Genomic DNA, 19,766 nt, shown 5'->3' with positions numbered 1-19,766 from the left:
TACGATCGCGAACTCGCCGTGATAATAGTGGATTTGCAGACAACTCTCTCGGTTGCATGGTGAAATTCGCGCCTTCTTTAGCGTGTTGGCACTTTTTGAACGGATACCGGTTTGCGGTTTCCGATCAATCGACGAGCGCCACATCGTTCAAGTGAGCTGCGATCCAACGGATGATCCTGTCTTGGCCGACGGGCTGTCGACATTTGCAAAGACGTGGGGCGATATCGAATGCGGGAGTTTTGCGAATGTTGAAACCAGGGCTGGACGGCGATCGCAGATACGTCTCACGCTTCTTGGACGATGGAAGCGAAACGCCGGAGGACCAACGCGGTCCGCTGGAGCCCCATCTGCTCTATATCGGAGGCGAAGATCATCATCTTCGCCTTCCGGCGATGTGTGCGCTGCGCGACCGCGGCTTCCGCATAACGGCCGTCGCCAGCGGCGACCCGGCTCCATTTGTAAGAGCAGGCATCCGTTATCGGAAGTTCCAGTTCAACCGGTTCGTAAATCCGCGGGCCGATTTGGCGGCCATCAAACGCCTTGCGAAGATCTTGATCGAAGAGCAGCCGGATCTCGCGCAAAGCTTCGATACCAAACCCTCGATATTCCTGCCTTTGGCTGCGCGAAGCGCCCCTGGCGTGCTGGCCATTCGTACAATTAACGGACGTGCGTTTCTCTATTCGTCTCGCTCTCCCCTCGCCTTATCGCTGCGTCCGGTCTATCGCGCACTCCACAAGCTCGCGGCCCGCACCGCCGCCGCTACCGTCTTCGAGATCGGTGACGACCGCGCGTTCTTCGAGCGTCACGGCATGGCCGGAAAGATGCCCGTTCTGATCCGAGGAGCCGGCGTCGACGTCGAGGGCTTCGACCGGGCGCTGAATTCGGGACCATCACCAGCACAGCTTCGCAACGAGCTTGGGCTAGGCGACGCCGAAGTCGTGATCACCGTGACGCGGATGACCAGACAGAAGGGCATTCCGGCCCTGCTCGAGGCGGCTGCCCGCGTGCATGCGGTGCGCCCGAATGTACGCTTCCTGCTTGTCGGACCGCGCGACTCCGAAGGTCCTCTCGCCATCACGCAAGCCGAGATCGACCAGCATGCGCCCTACGTGAAGGCAATCGGGCCGAGATCAGACATTCCAGCCCTGTTCAGGCCCGCGAATGTATTCGCGTTTCCGACTGAGTACCGTGAAGGCGTACCGCGGGTTCTCCTCGAGGCCGCACTCGCCGGTGTGCCGACGGTGACCACGACCATGCCGGGATGCGCCGAAGTGATCCGCGATGGATGGAATGGCTTGCTGGTGCCCCCGGGAGCGCCGCCCGTGCTGGCCGCAAAGATTCTTCACTTGCTCGCCAATCGCGAGAAGGGCCTGGTCATGGCCGGTCGCGCCGCCGAGTATGTCAGGAGGGAATTCTCGCTCGCGACCGTTGTCGACCAGCATGCCGCTCTCTACAGGCAGTTAATTGATCGCGCGCTCCCTGCTCGGTTCGCCGACCGAGGGCGCGCAGCGGCAACCAAGGAGGATACATGCGTCCTCTAGGGAGTCGTTCTCGCGCTGCTATTTGGCTCGCGGCGGCGGCACTGTTGGCGGCCAGTGCGTTGCTCCTGCAAGGCCTGGTGTTCGATACTCCCACGCGCGCTGAGGCCACGACCACGCTGCATTTCGCCTCCAACGGAAATTTCGACTCGGCCGGCAACTATCTTCCCGGTGTCGCCGGTTTCAATCTGGCGGACGTCAGCAGCCTGGCGCAGATGGACTCTCTGCCTGACGGCGTCAGAGGCCTGGTCTGGGTCGGTCAATGCAAGGGCGCGGATGCCAAATTCGTAGAGTCGGTACGTCCGTTCATCGGTCACGCGAAACTGTTCGGTTTCTATTTGATGGACGATCCGGATCCAACCGGACAGCACTTTCCGCTTTGCACGGCCGACAACCTGAAGGCGGAATCGGACTGGATCCATGCCAATGTGCCCGGCGCAAAAACCTTCATCCTGCTCATGACGATGACGTCGTCACGCGCGCCGTCGTTCAAGGACACCTACAACCCGGCCAGCTCGCACGTCGATCTATATGGCATCGACCCCTACCCCTGCCGGACGGAACTGAACGGCTGCGACTACCACCAGATCGATCGCTATGTCGCCGCGGCCGAGGCCGAGGGAGTGCCACGCGACAAGATGATCCCTGTGTATCAGACTTTTGGCGGCGGCCGCTGGATCAATGACGGCGGTGGCCGATACGTGCTGCCGACCGCAAATCAGATGCAGCAGATATTGGCCCGCTGGGACGCGCTCATCCCAGCGCCCGTTTTTGACTTTGCCTACAGCTGGGGACCGCAGAATGGAGACTGGACCCTCGCCGGCTCGCCGGAATTGCAGGCAGCGTTCCTGCGCCGCAATCGCAACCCGATCGCCCTGAACCGAATGAATTGACGTCCGATGAAAGCCGCCCGAAAGCAAAGCAGCAGCGAAATACTCCGGCCGGGCGGCCGCTCTGCGAGCCGCCGGGCTGCAGATGCGAGATCCGAACTCCTGCGAACCATCGCGACGTTTCCGACCGTCGCTCAAAGACCGCGCTCGTCGATCGAGCGCCGGTTGCGGAATCGATCGACGGGGCGCGAGGCACGTCGATGATCCTGGACCTTTTGTTCGCATTTGGGCTGCTGCTGACGCCCGCCTCCCAATTGCGGCTCGCGGGCTTGCCGGTCGGACCAGGCGAACTTTGTCTTTTCGTCTGGGTGACCCTCGTGCTCGGCCGCGAGGCAACCCTCCTCCGTTTTCACCTGACGCCGGCGCTGTCGCGGCTGCTTCTGTTCTGGTCGCTGTTTGTGCTCGCACAAAGCCTCGGAACACTGACTGCAAAGATGATCGGCGACGAGCATGATCCCGAGTGGTTCCTGCATGACGTCATGGCTTATCCTCTGCTGGCTGCCGTCAGCTGCCTGAGCTTGGTCGGGTCTGATCCCGGAGCGCGGCTACGTCGGATCACCTGGCTTCTCTGCGGATTGGGCAGTCCCGTGATCGCCGCACAGCTGGCCGACGCCTGGGGATTCTACGATCTCCCATCGGTCGATCCGTTGTGGTGGGACCAATTCCGGGGATGGTCGTCGAATCCGCACCAACTCGCAGTGCTCTGCATGGTGCTTGGATTTCTGTCGCTTCATCTTGCGGAAACGGTCACTACGACTGGCGCCAGGATCGGCGCGCTTGCCTGCGCCATCATCCCTACCTACGCCGGTCGGCTCACAGGTAGCGACTCGTTCACGCTCATTCTTGTGCTTGCCGGACCGATCTTTGTGGCATTCAAATGCCGCACATGGCTGTTCTCGCGGATGCAGACCAGCTTCCGCTCGTCATTCGCCTGGCTGATCGCGCTGGCTTTGCCCTTGATCGTGATTTCGATCGCGCCACTGGCCTATTCGATCGCAGTCGAAGCCAGAGACCTGGCCAAGTCGATGGCACGTGAAAACCCGGAGCAAACCCGGGAGAAGACCGAACTGCGATTTGAGCTTTGGGAACAGGCGATCCGGCGAGGGCTCGAGTCGGGGTCGTTGGGCCTGGGCCCTGGTCCGCATCTCGAAATTCCGCAGTCGATCGTCGCTTCGCGACAGATGAACATGGCGCATCCCGAGTTTGTCGAACACCCCAAGCCCTCCTTTGTGCCGAACTTCGAGGCGCACAATACGATGCTCGATCTCTTTACCCAGGGCGGGCTTCTTCTCGTCTTGAGCTTCGTCGGGCTCGTGGCATCGGCTTTCTGGTCCGCGTACCGAAGCGGTCAAGCGGGGCTGCCGGCCCTGCTGTGCGGTCTCTGCATTTACGCGATCGCGACCTTCCTGCTTCGGCATCCGATCTTCTGGTTTGTGATCGCCATCTGCCTGGTCGCGGAGCCGATCGCGACCGGCCAGCGACAATCGTCCCCGGCAGGCAAAGGGCTACGCGGCCATGCTCGCAGGGCCAGCCCCCTCTTTTCGCGCCCGCGGCTCGGCTTCGAACATGGCGCGAGAAGACAGGGCCCGGGCTCAATCCGACTACGCGTATGACGCTGGAATGGAGGTACCGATGCAGTTGATGGATAAAGCCGGCCTTATCGCCGACCGTATACCATTGGGACCCCAGTTCGAGGACCAGCGGCAAGAAGACCGGCCGAAGATCTCTCCCGAAGTAGGGTTCCGGCAGGTCATTGGAATCCTGCGTCGCAGAAGCAGGCTCATTCTGACGGTCGCGGGCGTGGGAACAATCCTGGCGGGCGTCACCGGGCTACTGATTGCGCCCAAATATACCGCAACTGCACAGCTCGTTCAGGTTCAAGGCCCGGCGTCCCTCAGCCCCGAAGCGCTCCAGCAGGCCGTGGATACTCAGGTCACAATGCTGACCTCTCCGTATCACTTGCGACACGTTCTCGACAGCTTTCGGAACGATCCACGCTTTCGCGGACTGACACCCGACCCCGAAGCGGATCCGGCCGTCACTCCGGCTCCGGCTGAACCCCAGACGAACGAGCCCGGGTCGCTGGGCCTGAAGGAACTCGAGCGCCGGCTGGGCGTCTGGATTGGACCGCTCCTCCATCACAAGCGAGCCGGCGCTGGCCTGAAATTCGACGATCTTCAGCGCCGCCTGCAAGTCCTTCAGGAACGCCGCTCGCGCATCATCAACGTAACCTTCCAGTGGACGACTCCCGAGCGGGCTGCCGACATCGTCAATCGGATCGTCGAACTCTACGTCCAGAGCAATGCCGAGCAGCAACGAGCCTACACTACCGGCGAACTAGCTCGTCTGGAGCAACGTATTGCGACGGTCAAGGGCGATATCGAGCGGACCAGCGCAGCACTGCATAAGGCAATTCAGCGGCGCTCCGATGCGAGCCGCAGCGCCGCAACCGAGGAGCAGGAAGCCGACCTCGATCCACGTGAGCTCGAGCGCCGGACCGCCGCCAGCGCGCAACTCTACGCAAGTCTTCTTCAGCGACAGAAGGAGATCCGCGAACAGGAAGAACTCGTCAATCCGGATGTAAGCATTCTCTCGCTAGCGTCTCCGCCGTCTCGGCCGAGCTCGCCGAATCCGATCCTGTTCATGCTCCCCGCCTTGATCGTCTCCTTGATTTGCGGAGGCTTCGTAGCTCTCATCCTGGAGCGCCTCGACAGCGGGCTGCGCAGCGAGAAGGAAGTCACCGAGGCGTTCGAACTTGCCTGTATCGGCCTAGTCCCCCGAATACCGCCAAAGCAACTGAACCACTCCGTCAATTACCTTCGAACGGAACCATTTTCCCCGTACGCGGAAGGACTGCGGTCCGCAGTTGCGGCGTTGCGGCTGGGTGAGCCAGGTCACACGAAAGTGGTCTTGATCAGTTCCAGCATTGCCCGCGAGGGGAAAACTACGCTCGCTCGAGGCCTCGCGGCTTATGTCGGCCTCCTCGGGCGACGTGCGCTCCTGATCGCAATCGACCATCACAAAGGCAAGCAAGCGGCAGAATTCGACAACGCCGGCGAGCGACGAATTGTCGGTCTGCAAACCCGGTCGCTGGCGGACTCGATCAGGCACATTCCGCATGCCGGCTTCGACTACGTCAGAATACCCTGCCACCGGCTCGACCCCATGACTACCGTTGAACAGTTGGGCGACCTCATTCGCCAACTACGCGAACGTTACGATGGCATCATCATCGATGGTCCGCCTGTCTTCGCAACCGTCGAGGCGCGATTACTCCCGTCGATCGCCGACAATCTTCTCTTCGTCGTCAAATGGGGGAGCACGAGGCGGGAGTTCGCTCAGAACGCCCTAGAACTGCTTCGCAACGGTGGGCGCCTCGAGAACGAGCGCGCTGATTTTGCGGCGGCGATCGTCACTCAGGTCGATCTCAAGAGACATGCGCAATACCGCTATGGAGACACCAGCGAATTCGTCGCCGGCTCCCGGGGCGCGCCCCGCGCCGGCCTTGTTGCAAGATGTCTCGCGCCCATTTCCAGCTTGCATCATTGGATGCAGGAGATCGGATTTCAAGCGCTGGACATTGCAAGATCATTCGGGCGGAAAGGGCACTAAGGATGAGACAGGATGCCCTGCACAGGACCGACCCGACGGCTGGTCAAGCTGCCGAGAACACGATTTTGCCGCTGGTGCTCATGGTCCTGAGTGAGTTTGATCGGTACAACATCACCTACTTCTACTGGAAGAGTAGCAATCGACTCCACCGCGCTCTGACCGGCGAGGGAGACGTCGATCTGCTTGTCGCACAACGGGATCAGCACCGCGCCCAGGCGATCCTGCTCGAGCGCGGCCTCAAGCTCTTTCCCGCCGTCGCCTGTCGCGACCATCCGGCTCTCTCGAGCTATCTCGGATACGACGAACCAAGTGGCCGGATCGTGCATCTTCATCTGCACATCCGACTGGTCGCGGGCACCAGCTTGCTCAAAAACTACCATCTGCCGTGGGAAGAGGCCCTGGCGAGGCGAGCGATTGTTCATCCGGGGCTGCTGATCCGCATGTTGGAGCCCGTGGACGAGGCATTGCTGCTGATTGTACGTGGGTGCTTAGAGCTGAGGCGATCGGATCCGGTCGTGCTCCGCAACTGGCAGGCAATGACGCACAAATTTGCGCGTGATCGCGCGGAACTCGCCGACCGAATTCCTCGCACGGCACTCAGAAGACGAGCCGCCGAACTGCTGGGCGGCGAGTTGGCTGACGTGGTCGCCGATGCTCTCTATTGCCAACCCGAGCTGGAGCATCAGCGACATTTGCGCCGGCTACTCCGACGACACTTCGCGCCGCATCGAATCTACAACGATCTCGAGGCCGGACTGCGGACGATGATACGCGTCGCGCAGCTCCTCGCTGGCCACCTGAACAAGCGTCTTCTCTGCATCCCCCGGCCGTGGAGCCGCCGGGCCCCCGGCGGCGGGCACGTTGTGGCCGTCATCGGCGTCGACGGCAGCGGGAAATCAACCATCGTCGCGACCATTCGGCAGTGGCTCGGCGAGGAGATGGACGTCATTCCGATCTACTTCGGGACCGGGGCAGGACGCCCTTCCCTCATATTATGGCCCCTCAAATTGATGGTGCCGCTGATCACGCCCCTGTTCAAGACCAAGCCCAAAGGCTCATCGCATGGCAAGATATCAGATCGTCCCCCGGGCCGATTGTACAGTGCGCTCATGACGATCTGGGCGACGGCGACGGCCATCGAAAAGCGGATCAAGCTGTCGACAGCGCATCGCGGAGCCCGTCGTGGCCTTGTCGTGGTCACAGATCGATACCCGCAGAACGAGATCGCCGGTTTCAATGAAGGTCCGCTGATGCCGCGCCTTATCGGCATCCCGCAATGGCTGCGTCGATTTGAGGCCAACTCCTATTCGCTTGCCCAGCGCCTTCCACCGGACATTGTGATCAAGCTGGTCGTTCCGCCCGAGGTTTGCGCTCGACGCGAACCCGACATGGATCCGTCCGTGATCAAGCAGCGTATCGCGGCGATCCCGCGACTGGCATTTTCCGGCGCGCGCGTCGTTTCCATCGATGCCCAACAGCCCCTGCCCGACGTCATTCGCGCGGTGAAGAAGGAGGTGTGGCGACTGCTTTAGTGAGAGCGATAAAACAAAGCAATTGTCCGGATTCGAATATGATCATCGAGTTTTTCGGCCCTCCAGGCGCCGGCAAGACCACTCTTGCACGTACTCTTGCAGCGCGTCTGCGTGAACACAATTACACCGTGGACCTCGTACTGAGTCACCGACCGGCGGAGCGTTCGCCGAGCGAGAGCCCCAAACCGTCGACGGCCCTTCGTAAGATAGCGTTCGCGGTACGGCGCTTGACGCGTCCGCCCACGGAGCTGGCATCCATGTTGGTTCGGCCGCGAGGGCTGTCCCGCGATCTCAGAACAGCGTTGAATCTGATCAAGGTTCTTCCGCCCTCCAACGCGCTCTCCTCGCTCAGACTGCTGCAATACATGTCCAGGCTGTCGCACGCATGGTATCGCAAATCCGCGATTGCGCGCATCGTCTTGTTCGATCAAGCGTTCGTCCAGGCCATTTGCTCCCTGACACTCCTTTGCGGCATCGCAGACGAGGCATTGATCTCGTATGCGCTGGATCTCGTCCCCGAACCGGACCTGCTGATACGTCTCGACGCTCCGGCCAAACTGCTCGAAGAGCGGCTCCGCGACCGACATGATCTCGGGAGCAAGGTCGAAAGACTGCTTGAGCTGGACCTGGAAACCAGCCTCAGTTCACGCAACGTCGTCGATCTCCTGCACGACTTGCTGTGCAGGAAAGGCCGAAATGTCGTGAGCATCTCCTCGGTCAACCAACCGTCTCTTGCCGCGGCCGTCGAGCAGATGGAACGACAGATCGTTAGCATGGTCGAGCAACGCAAGCGCGCCGCGACCAAGCCGGCACATGTTGGAGCGGATATCTCAGGCCACTCCTCGTTAATCTCAACTATTTTCGACCCGGATCTCGGAGCACTCGATAGAACTGGCACTGCAAGGACAAGAAAATGAACATGCATGAGCGAGGCGCCGGCAGCGCACGGATCAGGCGAGTGGTCGTCGGGGGAGCTGCGGCATTTTCGATCTATGTCGCCAGCGCTGGCGTAACCGCGTGCTCGCAGCTCTTGCTAGCCAGAATTGTCGGCGCTCACACTTACGGCGTCTACGCCTATGTCATCGCCTGGATAACCATTCTCGCCTATTTCTGCGCGCTCGGCTTCGACATCGCATTGCTGCGCTTCGTGTCCGTGTATCAGACCTTGGCAGCGAGCAGCCTTGCACGGGGTGTTATCCAATACGCCGAACGACGTTCACTTGCGGTAAGCCTTCTGGTTGCATTCGTCGGAGCGGCCATCATCGACATCTGGCCCAGCCCGTTCCCGACGGAACTGAAAAGAACCTTTCTGGTTGGCTTCCTTCTGATCCCCATACTGGCGCTGTTATGGATACGCTGCTCGGTCGTCCGGGCTTTCGGCGGGGTTGTGCCGGCACTGATACCCGACCGCGTGGTGCGGGACGGGCTGCTTGTGATTATTGTCGTCGTGGCCGGTCCTTTGCTCGGATCGCAGGTCGATGCGCGGGGAATCATGTTGGCGTCCGTTGCCGGCGCCGTCTTCGGACTAGTGCTCGCAAGCCAAGCTGTTCGTCGATTGTGTCCGGACTCAATCAGGACTGCTGACGCTCAATATGAACCCGCAAGCTGGCGCCAGACCGCCGTGCCGTTCATGATCATCGCGGGGGCAGAAGCGCTCCTCAACCGCGCCGGCGTGGTGCTGCTCGGCTGGTTCGGAGAAACCAGGGAGGCCGGAATATACAGCCTCGTCTTCAACATTGCGTTCCTGGTGGCATTGCCCCGCACAGCGATCAACACACTGTTCGCCCCGACGATCTCAAGCCTCTTCACGGGGAACGATCGAACGACCCTGCAGGCACTCGTGACCAGGGCCGCTTTATGGACCCTCTTTGCCGCGTTGGCCATTGCGCTCGGATTGGCCATCATGGCCGAGCCGCTTCTCTCCTGGTTCGGCGCGGATTTCGTGACAGGCGTCCCTGCCCTGCACATCCTCCTCCTGGGGCAGGTGGTCGCAGCCGCGTTCGGTTCCCTGCTGCTCATTATGACGATGACCGAGCATGAGCGGGCGGCGGCCGTTCTGCTGGTCATGAGCGCGGCGGGCAACATCCTGGCCAGCGTCGCATTCATCTACTGGCTTGGATTGACCGGCGCTGCGATCGCCAGCTCGGCCGCCTTGATCGTCTGGCACATCGCCATGGCCGTCTTCATCTCACGCCATCTGCGACTGCTGCCCGGGGTCTTTGGGCTATTGGTGCCGAGCCGCAAGAAGAACATTGCGGCACGGCCGGATGTCCATGTCGATGCGTCCTCCGTTCTGGATTTCACACCTCGCAAACACAACACATCGACGCGCCAGCGGGCACCGCTTTAGGGGCGCAGGTAACTCCAGCCCTGCTCCTGTAGCTCCATCAGCCGGACCACGCCGGATTTGGTGACCTTCGCCTGCGAGATGAGAGGAATCTCCTTTGCCTCGACCCTTGCCATATTCTCCTTGGTATTTCCGCATGCGGAGAACGCGACTTCGGGCATGGTCTCGCTCATGGACTTGATGCGTGCCTTCACCGGCGAGGTATCGTCTCGTAGCATGTGCAGCCCCGGTCCGAACGCCACCAGCTCGACTTCAACCTTCTGTCCAATTTCCGAATAGTGTTGAACAGTGTTGCTGACGTTATTCAGTGCAAGGTTCATAATCGCCGGATCATTGACGTCGACCTGGACGACGAGTCTGTGCGACTGCACCCGCTTGGGACTGACCACCATCTTGGCATTGGCGTTGAGCTTGGCGCTGCCGGCCTGAGAAGCGTGGCTTGTCTGGATGGCGTTTACCAGAAACGCGCCTGTAAAGGCCACACTGGCGAAAACGATGACTGTTCTGTTCATGCTGTCTTCCCCTGAATGTGCGGAACACGGAGGGTCTCGTTGACCCGCCTCAATCTGTTGCGCGCGGCTGCGCTGGTCAAGAAACCCTCAGCAGCAGTGCGGACAATCTACTTTATTCCCCGAGCGAGGCGCCGTTACTTCTTAGTGGCTACCTACATTGCCACATCGACAGAGCGCCAACCAAAGCGGTGTCATTGATGACGCCGACGATACGGAGCCTAGCCAATCTGAGCCGTCACGATGAGGTTGCAGGCAATTGCGCACAAGACGATAGTCTCGCCAAGCGGCGTCCCACGTCCTGTCCGACAGGGCGGATCACTTGGCGGAGATGTCGCGCGGACCGCCGTTGCGACGACCTTCATCCTGACACTCCTTGTAGGATTTGCGCATGGAGGCTCACGTGACGATATCGAACTCGGCTTTACGGCAGTTGAAGCCGAACGGATCGGACAGAGCCAGGCGATTGAACAGGAGCGCGACCGAGCAGAGAGGCTCGCGCGCGAGCTCGCAAATGTCCGGGCAGAGCTCAATGCCGTCAAGCTCGAGCGCGAGCACGCGATCGGCGCCATCGAGCTGGGGATCAGGCAGACCCACGCGCTCGAGCTGGAACGCGACAAGGTGAACAATCTGACGCGGGACCTCTCGTTCCTCAGGGCGGAGCTCGACGCAACCCGGATCGCAGCTTCAAAGGCGATGCAGGTCTTCCCCGCAGAACCCAAACAAGAGCCGACCGCTGCACCTGGAAGCGACGCAGAGCGTGCCGCGGCAGAGGTCGCGGCGCTGCGATCGGACCTCGATATCGCGCGTAGCGCCACGACGGAAGCTACAAACGCTCTTGGCGCCGAGGCCGCGCAGAAAGAAGAGCTTAAGTCTGAGCTGAAGCAGCAACGCGACAAATTCGCGGCGCTCGTGACTGAACAGACGTCCCGTAAGGCTGAGCTAGAAACCGCACGGACGGCGGCCGCCGACGCCTCGAAGGCAGCCGCTGCCGAAGCCACGCGAAACGAAGCGCTGAAGCAGGAATTGAAGCTGCAACGCGACAAGGCCGACGCAGCGTCCGTTGAACTGGATGCCCTGCGGACGGCGGCTAACACAACACGAACCGAGGCACCAGATGCGGCGAAAGCAAGCTCCGAGGCGAAGCTCGCCCTGGAGAACGCACTGGCGCAGCAACGCGACCGGGCAGATTCCGCCGTGAATCGACTCGCCTCGGTCCAAGCGGAATTTGACGCCGCACGACGCGCGCATCTGAAAGCCAGCAGCGCCGAGGCCGAGCAGAGACAGACGCTGGAACGCGACCTTGGCGTACAACGAGACAGAGCCAATGCGCTCGCAGGCGAAACAACATCGCTGGCGAAGCAACGTGATGACGCGCGTTCCACCGCCGAGCAGGCCACGCGGGCCGTCGATGCGGCCGAGGCAAGGAACAAGGAGGAATTGGTCAGAGAGAGGAACAGGGGCGAAGCTCTGCTTCGCGAACTGGCCTCGGCGCGGAAGGAGGTCGAAGAGCGGTCCGCGGGCCTCGCCGCCGCCTATGCCGAGATCCTGAGGGTCACGGAACTCAACGCGACGGCTGCCAAACAGAGCGATGAACTCGCCAGTGAGCGCCAGCGCGCCGACGGCCTCGCACGGGAGCTTGCGCTGACAAGGGCTCGGATCGAACAAGCGAACAGAAAACCCGCGGCAATAGATTCGCCCGCGACAAGGTCGCCGGAACAGACCTCCCAGCAGCGTGAGCGCCCTTCCGATGGTAAGGGCGGGCCTCGCTCGCGCGAGCAAGACACCGCCCGGACGGTCACTCCCAACTCACAACCTCGCTCGCAATCTGGCTCATCGATATTGCAGGCACAACCAACGACTCCCGTCCCGTCCGCGGATCCCGGTACGAAGGACGCTCCGGCACCGGAGCGCTCCGCCTCGGCGAGCGCGACGCCCCTCGCGCTCGGAGACGAGCAGAGGCTGCTTGCTCGGGCGAATGCATTGCTGCGGCAGGTCGACATCAGCAGCGCCCGCCAGTTGCTCGAGCTAGCTCTCGCACATGGCAGCGCGCAGGCCGCTTTCATGCTTGCGGAGACTTACGATCCGCCCGTGCTGGAATCTTGGCACGCGCGCGGGGTCGCGGGCGATCGGGACAAGGCGCGCGATTTGTATCAAAGAGCAAAGGCAGGCGGCATTGACGATGCAGAGGAGCGCATCAAGACGCTGAAATAGAGCCGCACCGGCTCTCCAAGCAGCCAGACGACGGAGAACGATCCATGTCCATGATCAGGTTGGCACTCGCAATTGCATCGGCGCTGCTCGGACTGCAAATGGCGGCGAACGCCCAGTCCGTCCGGACACCCGCGACGCAAGCCGCAGCGCCGGCGAAGAACGCCGACATGATCGCAAAAGAGCGCATCAATGCCTGGACCGTGGGGCTCGCAGGCGGTCTCATCGAGGGAGCTCCACTGCGACTTGCAGCAGAGATTGCCCGCGTCGCCAACGAGGACGACAAGCTCCACATCATCCCAATCGTGACGACGGGCGCGACGGAGAACGTCAATTCGCTGCTCTATCTGCGGGGCGTCGATGCGGCAATCATCAACACGGACGCCCTCGACGAATACAAAGTTCAGGTCCCGTCGATTGATCGGCGCATCGTCTACATTCTCAATCTATTTCCGGCCGAACTGCATGTCTTTGTGCGCCCCGAGATCAACTCGCTCGAAGACCTCAAGGGAAAGAAGGTGAATTTCAACACGCAGGGCACGGCAGCCGCATACTCCGGTCCTCTGATCTTCAGCCGACTGGGGTTGAATGTCGACAAGATGTTCATCCCTCATCAGGTCGCATTGCAGCAGATGAAGAGCGGGGAGATCGCAGCCGTCGTATTCATCACATCGAAGCCGATCGACGCTTTCCTGAAGGGACGTTGGGAGCCCGGATTCAAGTTCCTGCCCGTGGAGTACGATTCGCGTTTCGAGGACTATTATCTTCCCTCCGCGATCGACTCGACGGACTATCCGAGCCTCGTCCCGAAAGGAACGCGCATCTCGACCATCGCGGTCCCCACTATCCTGGCGGGCTATAATTGGCCGAAACAGTCCGACCGCTACGCGCGCATGGCCCGCTTTGTGGATCACTTGTTCAGCCGGCTCGACCGGTTGCAGTCGCCCGGATTCGATTCGAAATGGAAGGACGTGAGCCTCCGCGCCAACGTACCCGGCCTCGCCCGGTTCGGCCCCGCGCAGGAATGGCTCGATCGCGCGCCGGGCGCGACGGTCGGGCTGTCACGATGAACAGCGTGGCCGCCCTGGCTTTGATCGTATTGGCAATCATGGGCGCGCCGACTTGCGCACGAGCGGGTGATGCCACGGACCGGTTGAAGAAATGTGCTCGGCTGGAAGGAATGGAACGCCTGAAATGTGTCGATGAGTCGCTCGGCGAGGCGGCGGGACCAACCACCCCGCCGTCACCTCGAGCGCAGAACTGGATCATCAGCGAGACGACATCGCCCGTGGACTACAAGCCGCAGATCACGGCGCAGGTTATGGGACACCCTACGACAAAGGATGCTCCCACCTCGATCACCATCCGTTGTCGCGCCGGTCGTACCGATTTGATGATAGCCGCCTCGCCGTCCTGGACCCCACCTGTAGAGGGCGACGCGAAGGTCGCGTACCAGGTCGACGGCGAGCCATCCGTCGAGCAGCGCTGGCGCGCCGCGGATGGAGGCCGAGGACTTGCCTTTCAGGGCGACGTCGTTCGCCTGTTGCGGTCAATGCCGCAGGACGGCCGGCTCATGATCAGGGTCTACGCAGGAAAGGCGCCGCCATACGAAAGCACGTTTCAATTGACCGGCCTCGATTTCGTTCGCGGCAAGCTCGCGACAGCCTGCGGCTGGCCCGGCTCCTGAGCATCGCCCCATCTGACCGCAGAGGCGGCCCGCTTGCTCCACTCCTTCCTTGGGGAAAACTAGTTCTCCCGCATACCGCGTCGTATCGCATCCGTCATCGGCTGCGTCAGATACGCCAGCACAGTGCGTTCGCCGGTAGCAATCAGAACGTCGGCTAACATCCCGGGCTTGAGCTTCTCACGCAGCTTCTCCGGGAATTGCGCCACCTGAACCGAGACCTTGACCTCATAATAAGGCTGATGCGTCGCTTCGTCCCGAACGGCGTCGGCTGCGATTGAAAGAACTTCGCCGACGGCAATCGGGGTCGAACGCGCCTTGAATGAGGGAAGCCGGATCTCGGTGGGCAAACCAACCTGGACATGATTAATGTCGAGAGACGACACCTTCGCCGCAACCACGAGCACATCGTTGTCGGGCACGACCTCCATCAGCACTTCGCCCGGCTTGATCACGGCACCGACCGTATGGACCTTCAAATTCACGATACGTCCAGAGCGCGGCGCATGCAGCTCCATGCGGGCGAGAACGTCGGAGGCGACTCGCAGCTTCTCGCGCGCATCGGCAAGTTGCGCCCTTGTCTCAGCGAGCTTGGCAGTCGCTTCCTCCAGGACCTTCTGTCCGACCTGGTTGATCTGCAGTCGCGACTCGTCGATGACGCGCCCATAGCGGGCCATGTCGGCCTCGTAAGCGCCGACCTTTCCATCGAGCTCGGCCTTGCTGCGTTCCAGAGTGGCGACGCGTGCGAACGCCACGATTCCCTGATCGGCGAGCGGCTTGAGCTTGGCGTATTCCGCGCTTACGCTGTCGTATTGCGCGCGCGAGGCCCTGCTCTGCGCATCGCTTGCCTGGATCTGGCGCTGCGCCTGCGCAATGCGCTCATCAAGGATCGATATCTCGATCTTTCGCGCAGCGCGGCGCTCGTCGAAACGCCTCTTCTGGTCTCCTATTGCGCGTTGTGCCGATGGATCCGAGGTCTTCTGGACGAGTTCGGCAGGAAACACGACGTCGTCGCGTCCCTCGGCTTCGGCCTGCAGCCGCGCCTCCTCGGCGACGGCCGAATAGACGGTCGAGCGCGCGATCTCCTCTTTTGCCCGTTCCTGGGTTGACTCGAGCCGTAGCAGGACTTGCCCTTCTACGACGTGGGCGTCTCCAGTCACCATCAGGCTCTGGACGATTCCGCCCTCGAGGTGCTGCACGGCTTTCCTGTCGCTCTCGACAACAACCGAGCCGGTGGCCACCACTGCGCCATCGATCGACGCCATGGCGGCCCACCCTCCACACACGACGAATGTGAAGAACACAATCGCAAAGCCGCGTCTCGCCGGGCTGTGCCAATTGCCGGAAGGACCGTCGTGGTCTTGTCCCGCGTTGCGTTTCGAAAGAATCGATCGCATCGCCTTCGCTCGACGAATGAGGCGTCTTGCCAGCGACGGAATGCTGACAGTGCCGCTTGACAGGGCGTGGCGCTGCGGAGGCTTGCCATTGTCGCTCAAGCGTCGCAGGAGCTCGGCGAATTCACTTGGAAGAGCCCTCTCTTCAACCGACATCATATTGCCCATCATTGCCTCGTCGCGTGAGCGGGACGCGGTGGATTCGAAAGGTGCACGTTGCGGGGAGCGCCATCGGCGCGATGATGAGCTTCGGCCGGGTGGCGGCGCTCGGCTGGCACTCGGCCATCACGGTGCATCGGCGTGACGGCTTGCCCCAGCAGCACGGGAAGAAGCTCGTCGCGTGTCCCGACCCGCCCCAAGCGCCCTTCGTGCATGAAGACGATCTTATCGACCAGGGCAAGCAGATTAGGACGGTGGTTGATGATCACGACCGTCACGCGCTGCTTCCGCAGCATCTGGATCGCATCGGCCAGCGCGCGGTCGCCGTCGCCATCGAGATTGGCGTTAGGCTCATCGAGCACGATCAGCACCGGCCGGCCGAACAGCGCGCGCGCCAACCCGATACGCTGCCGCTGACCGCCTGAAAGTCCCGCGCCGTTATCTCCGATCACGGTGTCGTAACCCTTCGGAAGCCGCTGTATCATGGCGTGCGCCGACGCCAGTTGTGCGGCCTCGACAACAGCCTCGTCGGTCGCGTCATCGCGAAAGCGAGCGATATTGTCGCGCACCGTGCCGGCGAACAGTTCCACGTCCTGCGGCAGATATCCGAGGCGTTGCCCAAGGAAGTTGGAATCGAAATGCCTCGTATCGTTTCCATCGATGCGCACGCAGCCGCGAACGGCGGGCCAGGCGCCCACAAGCGCCCGTGCCAGCGACGATTTCCCAGATCCGGACTGCCCGACCACCGCGACGATCTCGCCAGGAGCAAGCCCGAAAGACACATCTGCAATTGCCGGCAATTGCGATCCGGGTACGAGGACCGTCACCGCTTCCACCGAGACCTCGCCAGCCAACGCCGGCAGTCTGGTCGGCGGGCGCTCTGCGGCCCGGGTCCAAAGTGCGGCTTCAAGCCGTGCATACGATGTACGCGCGACAACGAGGGCCTTCCACTGCGACACGGCTGCTTCCACCGGCGCGAGTGCCCGCCCCATAATGAGCGAGGCAGCGAACAGAACTCCTCCCGAGATCTCCTGCTGGATCGCGAGGTAGGCTCCCACGCCCATGATCGACACCTGAAGCGCCATCCGCAGAAATTTTGAGATCGCAAGGAGCGTGCCGCCACGCTCACCCGCAAGGGCACTGTCGACGAGTGCCTTGCCGTGGGTCGAGCTCCAGGCGGTTCGCACTGCAGGTCCCATTCCGAGTGCACGGATCGCCTCGGCGTTGCGCAGCGAGGATGTCAACCGGTCGAGGGCATCAAGGTTCTTCGATGCGGCCGCAATCAGCGGTGCCTTGGTGGCGCGCTCGTTGAGGAAGGCCAGCAAGAGGATGACAAGCGCACCGATCAGGGCAACCAAGCCAATCAAGGGATGGAGCAGGAAGCAAATTGCGAGAAATATCGGTGTCCACGGCACGTCCATGAGTGCGGTGATCACGCCACCCGACAAGACCTCGCGCAGAGTGTCCACGTCACGCAGCAATTGGACATGATGTGAGCTGCTCGTGCTGAGGGCTTGCCCCAGTGCGGTCTCGAAGACTTCTCCCGAGAGGAGCTGGTCGAACCGGATTCCGATTTGGACAAGGACCCGGCTACGAAAATGCTCGAGTGCTGCGTAGCTGACGAACAGTGCAAGCGCGATCAGCGAGAGCAGCAGGAGGGTCATCCCGTTCCGGCTGGTCAGCACACGATCGTAGATTTGCATAGTGTAGAGCGGCGAGACGAACACCAGCAGGTTTATGAAGATCGATAATCCGCCGGCCGCAAGCAGGCCGGGACGTATCTGACGAAATCCGTCCGCGAGCGCGGAGACCTTTGCCGTTGTGTACATGTGCATATCCGGGCGGCCCCTGGGCAGGGCAGCGGCAAGCGGTTGAAATTGCATGTGATCGAGCGCGAGCGCTCGCATTCCAACATTCCGCAATGCGCAGAATGGCACCCCGACCCGGGCCACGGCGGCCGCGAGTGATCCCCTAGGAAATTCTCATACGCGGGGACGTGCCCCGCGTATGTCTCTGTTGATGAAGACGTCCTTCAAACTCAGAAGTGCCAAGCGTGATGGTCGGTGTGGTGACCGATCCAATCGGTCGAGTGAGTCCCGATATCCGTCGACGCCGTCGTGGTCGCGTCGGTCGTGCTGCTTCCACTTGTGGGCAGGGTCGACGCTGTGGACGCCGTAACGGTCGTCGACGACGCCGTTGTGCCGGTCGCAAGCTGCGAGAAATCGAGCGTTTGATGGTGATGATGGTGACCACCATCGGTCGTCGTCGATGTCGAACCGCTGGTCGAGCCGGTGGTCGTGCCAGTGCCGGTGGTGGTGCCAGTGGTTGTGCCGGTGGTCGTGCCAGTGCCCGTCGTCGTGCCACCGGCCGTGGTCGTTCCGTCGCCACTTGTCGTGGTCGTCGTGCCGCCGGTCGACCCCGTCACGGTCGTCGTGCCTCCGGTCGTGCCCGCGGCGGTATTGTGCTGCAAAAACACGCTCTGCAACGCCGACGAGCTTTCCAGTGCCGTATCGCCATTCTGCGAACCCCACGCATAGGCGTAATCGAAGGCCGGATTCGGAATGAGCGCCGCCCAATGAGCGAGCATCGTCTGCTCCTGCGCGGCCGTCGGCATCACGTAGGAGCCTCCGCTGTCATCGACCCAGTTGCCGCCACCGAACGTCTGGAACACCGGGACGATGTGATCTGCCGAAATCCCCGCGGATTCGGCCGCAGCCACCGCCTTGTCGATCATGTTGTAATCGACCGTGCTCATGTCCGTGCGGACCGGATACGGATCGATGCCGAACAGATCGATGTGGGTGTTCGTCGGGTTGTAGGTGTTGGCGTAGGTCGGATTTTCCGATGACCCCATGTTCATCATGGTGATGAAGGTCTTCGCGCCGGGAAAATTGGCGTGGATGTAATCGGACTCGGCCTTGAGATTGGCCGCCGTCACCAGCGTATTGTACTGGCCCGTGGGATCCGGCTCATCCTTGAGGTAGAAGCCGTACACGTTCGGATTTCCGATATAGGGCTTCAGCGCATCGATGAAGCTCTGCGTAACACCGTCGCCCTGATCCAGGTAGACCATGCCCTTCACGCCTGCCGGCAATGAGTTGAGCTCGTCGACGGACGAGACATCGGCCAGGTTGAAGCCCGCTGTGGCCGGAGCGTAGGCTCCCTGCGCGGTGAAGTTGTTACCTGCGGTGTAGTGTAGCGTTGTCAAATGATTCCCCTATGTGATGATACCCCCAGCACCTGTAAGTCTGAGCGCGACCGGCCCTCATTGCGGGTGAACGTATCTTTACGTTTGGGGCAGGAATCTCAGCTCGATTGGGCGGAACCAAGGGGTTATTGTGCCGAAAAGTTGGACGCCCAATTGCGCCCCAATTTGCCTCAAACGCCCTTTGCTGGCGTTTCTCCAACGCTGTCAGTAGTCTGTGGTGTGACCTATACGCGAGATGCGCCGCATCCTCGTGCATGGCCGACGTTTAAAACTTGATCGAGCCGCTCCGATCTCACCGGGAGACAGCAGCAGAACGGCCAGTCGAGGTACCCCTATTGGAGTATTCTCAGTTACGATCGTACCGTTCAATCGGATGCTCCGAGAGCGCGCGATGACCGCACGCGGGTTGAGTTTCGCGAAGACGGCAGCCCAAAGTACGCTGCTCGTCTCGGGGGCTCACAGGGCATTTCCCACACCGCTTTTTCCCGCGCATCGAGCTTGGCCAAGGGGCAGCTCTTATTGTGGAAACCGAGCGCGTGCAGGCGATAGAAGCAAGCCGGGTTGATTTGTAGCTCCGGATTACTCCCGACGAAGGATGTTTCCACTGAACCTCCTCCGAATGAGTGGACACCTGTAGTAGGTTCGTAGAGCCCGGAGGTGTCGAATGGAACTTCAACGTCGG

General features: G+C 61.5%; 14 protein-coding genes. 10 read left to right on the top strand and 4 right to left on the bottom strand.

Annotated features, from left to right (window positions below):
* Positions 1-170: 170 nt before the first annotated feature.
* From JQ587_RS13375 to JQ587_RS13345, 7 genes are all read left to right on the top strand, one after another.
* Positions 171-1,541: a glycosyltransferase gene (locus JQ587_RS13375; RefSeq protein ID WP_249154307.1), complete on the top strand. Its 1,371-nt coding sequence runs from the start codon at positions 171-173 to the stop codon at positions 1,539-1,541.
* Positions 1,542-1,585: 44 nt separating this feature from the next.
* Positions 1,586-2,431 (top strand): hypothetical protein, encoded by an 846-nt coding sequence (locus JQ587_RS13370; RefSeq protein WP_249154306.1) that lies wholly within the window; start codon positions 1,586-1,588, stop codon positions 2,429-2,431.
* Between the two features lie 197 nt (positions 2,432-2,628).
* The gene (locus tag JQ587_RS13365; protein WP_212425584.1) at positions 2,629-4,041 is read left to right on the top strand and encodes an O-antigen ligase family protein; all 1,413 of its coding nucleotides are present in this window, start codon (positions 2,629-2,631) and stop codon (positions 4,039-4,041) included.
* 19 nt (positions 4,042-4,060) lie between these two features.
* Positions 4,061-6,040 (top strand): GumC family protein, encoded by a 1,980-nt coding sequence (locus JQ587_RS13360; RefSeq protein ID WP_212425583.1) that lies wholly within the window; start codon positions 4,061-4,063, stop codon positions 6,038-6,040.
* Positions 6,041-6,042: 2 nt separating this feature from the next.
* The gene (locus JQ587_RS13355; protein ID WP_212425582.1) at positions 6,043-7,572 is read left to right on the top strand and encodes a hypothetical protein; all 1,530 of its coding nucleotides are present in this window, start codon (positions 6,043-6,045) and stop codon (positions 7,570-7,572) included.
* 38 nt (positions 7,573-7,610) lie between these two features.
* A complete protein-coding gene (locus JQ587_RS13350) occupies positions 7,611-8,489 on the top strand; it encodes a nucleoside/nucleotide kinase family protein (RefSeq protein WP_212425581.1) in 879 nt (292 codons plus the stop codon).
* Positions 8,486-9,922, top strand: a complete 1,437-nt coding sequence (locus JQ587_RS13345) for a lipopolysaccharide biosynthesis protein (protein WP_249154305.1) — start codon at positions 8,486-8,488, stop codon at positions 9,920-9,922. The genes JQ587_RS13350 and JQ587_RS13345 overlap by 4 nt, the downstream gene beginning before the upstream one ends.
* Here JQ587_RS13345 and JQ587_RS13340 read toward each other — a convergent pair.
* Positions 9,919-10,431, bottom strand: coding sequence for a DsrE family protein (locus tag JQ587_RS13340; protein WP_212300690.1), 513 nt, complete (start codon positions 10,429-10,431; stop codon positions 9,919-9,921). The genes JQ587_RS13345 and JQ587_RS13340 overlap by 4 nt on opposite strands.
* A gap of 240 nt (positions 10,432-10,671) precedes the next feature.
* On the opposite strand from JQ587_RS13340, the gene JQ587_RS13335 reads away from it, so the two are divergent.
* From JQ587_RS13335 to JQ587_RS13325, 3 genes are read left to right on the top strand one after another with little or no spacing between them, the layout of a single operon-like run.
* Positions 10,672-12,642, top strand: a complete 1,971-nt coding sequence (locus JQ587_RS13335) for a coiled-coil domain-containing protein (RefSeq protein ID WP_212425580.1) — start codon at positions 10,672-10,674, stop codon at positions 12,640-12,642.
* A gap of 44 nt (positions 12,643-12,686) precedes the next feature.
* Positions 12,687-13,709, top strand: coding sequence for a TAXI family TRAP transporter solute-binding subunit (locus JQ587_RS13330; RefSeq protein ID WP_212425579.1), 1,023 nt, complete (start codon positions 12,687-12,689; stop codon positions 13,707-13,709).
* Entirely contained in the window at positions 13,706-14,326 is a 621-nt protein-coding gene (locus tag JQ587_RS13325; protein WP_212425578.1) for a type VI secretion system-associated protein TagO, read from the top strand. Before JQ587_RS13330 ends, JQ587_RS13325 begins: the two co-directional genes overlap by 4 nt.
* A 59-nt stretch (positions 14,327-14,385) precedes the next feature.
* On the opposite strand, the gene JQ587_RS13320 is transcribed toward JQ587_RS13325, so the two are convergent.
* The 3 genes from JQ587_RS13320 to JQ587_RS13310 form a co-directional block, all read right to left on the bottom strand.
* Positions 14,386-15,720, bottom strand: a complete 1,335-nt coding sequence (locus JQ587_RS13320; protein WP_212425577.1) for an HlyD family type I secretion periplasmic adaptor subunit — start codon at positions 15,718-15,720, stop codon at positions 14,386-14,388.
* A 164-nt stretch (positions 15,721-15,884) separates the two neighbouring features.
* Entirely contained in the window at positions 15,885-17,711 is a 1,827-nt protein-coding gene (locus JQ587_RS13315; RefSeq protein ID WP_212425791.1) for a type I secretion system permease/ATPase, read from the bottom strand.
* A gap of 203 nt (positions 17,712-17,914) precedes the next feature.
* On the bottom strand, positions 17,915-19,084 hold the full coding sequence (locus JQ587_RS13310) for a calcium-binding protein (RefSeq protein WP_212425576.1): 1,170 nt from the start codon (positions 19,082-19,084) through the stop codon (positions 17,915-17,917).
* Between the last annotated feature and the right edge of the window lie 682 nt (positions 19,085-19,766).

The sequence above is a fragment of the Bradyrhizobium manausense genome (genome assembly GCF_018130615.1).
Taxonomy (GTDB): Bacteria; Pseudomonadota; Alphaproteobacteria; order Rhizobiales; family Xanthobacteraceae; genus Bradyrhizobium; species Bradyrhizobium manausense_A.
Note: the sequence above shows the minus strand (reverse complement) of the source record. Positions and strands in the feature narration are given on the sequence as shown.

Coding starts and splice junctions, on each gene's coding strand:
- JQ587_RS13375 (WP_249154307.1), top strand. CDS start 171: ATGATCCTGTCTTGGCCGACGGGCTGTCGACATTTGCAAAGACGTGGG.
- JQ587_RS13365 (WP_212425584.1), top strand. CDS start 2,629: ATGATCCTGGACCTTTTGTTCGCATTTGGGCTGCTGCTGACGCCCGCC.
- JQ587_RS13360 (WP_212425583.1), top strand. CDS start 4,061: ATGCAGTTGATGGATAAAGCCGGCCTTATCGCCGACCGTATACCATTG.
- JQ587_RS13355 (WP_212425582.1), top strand. CDS start 6,043: ATGAGACAGGATGCCCTGCACAGGACCGACCCGACGGCTGGTCAAGCT.
- JQ587_RS13350 (WP_212425581.1), top strand. CDS start 7,611: ATGATCATCGAGTTTTTCGGCCCTCCAGGCGCCGGCAAGACCACTCTT.
- JQ587_RS13345 (WP_249154305.1), top strand. CDS start 8,486: ATGAACATGCATGAGCGAGGCGCCGGCAGCGCACGGATCAGGCGAGTG.
- JQ587_RS13340 (WP_212300690.1), bottom strand. CDS start 10,431: ATGAACAGAACAGTCATCGTTTTCGCCAGTGTGGCCTTTACAGGCGCG.
- JQ587_RS13335 (WP_212425580.1), top strand. CDS start 10,672: ATGAGGTTGCAGGCAATTGCGCACAAGACGATAGTCTCGCCAAGCGGC.
- JQ587_RS13330 (WP_212425579.1), top strand. CDS start 12,687: ATGTCCATGATCAGGTTGGCACTCGCAATTGCATCGGCGCTGCTCGGA.
- JQ587_RS13325 (WP_212425578.1), top strand. CDS start 13,706: ATGAACAGCGTGGCCGCCCTGGCTTTGATCGTATTGGCAATCATGGGC.
- JQ587_RS13320 (WP_212425577.1), bottom strand. CDS start 15,720: ATGCGATCGATTCTTTCGAAACGCAACGCGGGACAAGACCACGACGGT.
- JQ587_RS13315 (WP_212425791.1), bottom strand. CDS start 17,711: ATGCACATGTACACAACGGCAAAGGTCTCCGCGCTCGCGGACGGATTT.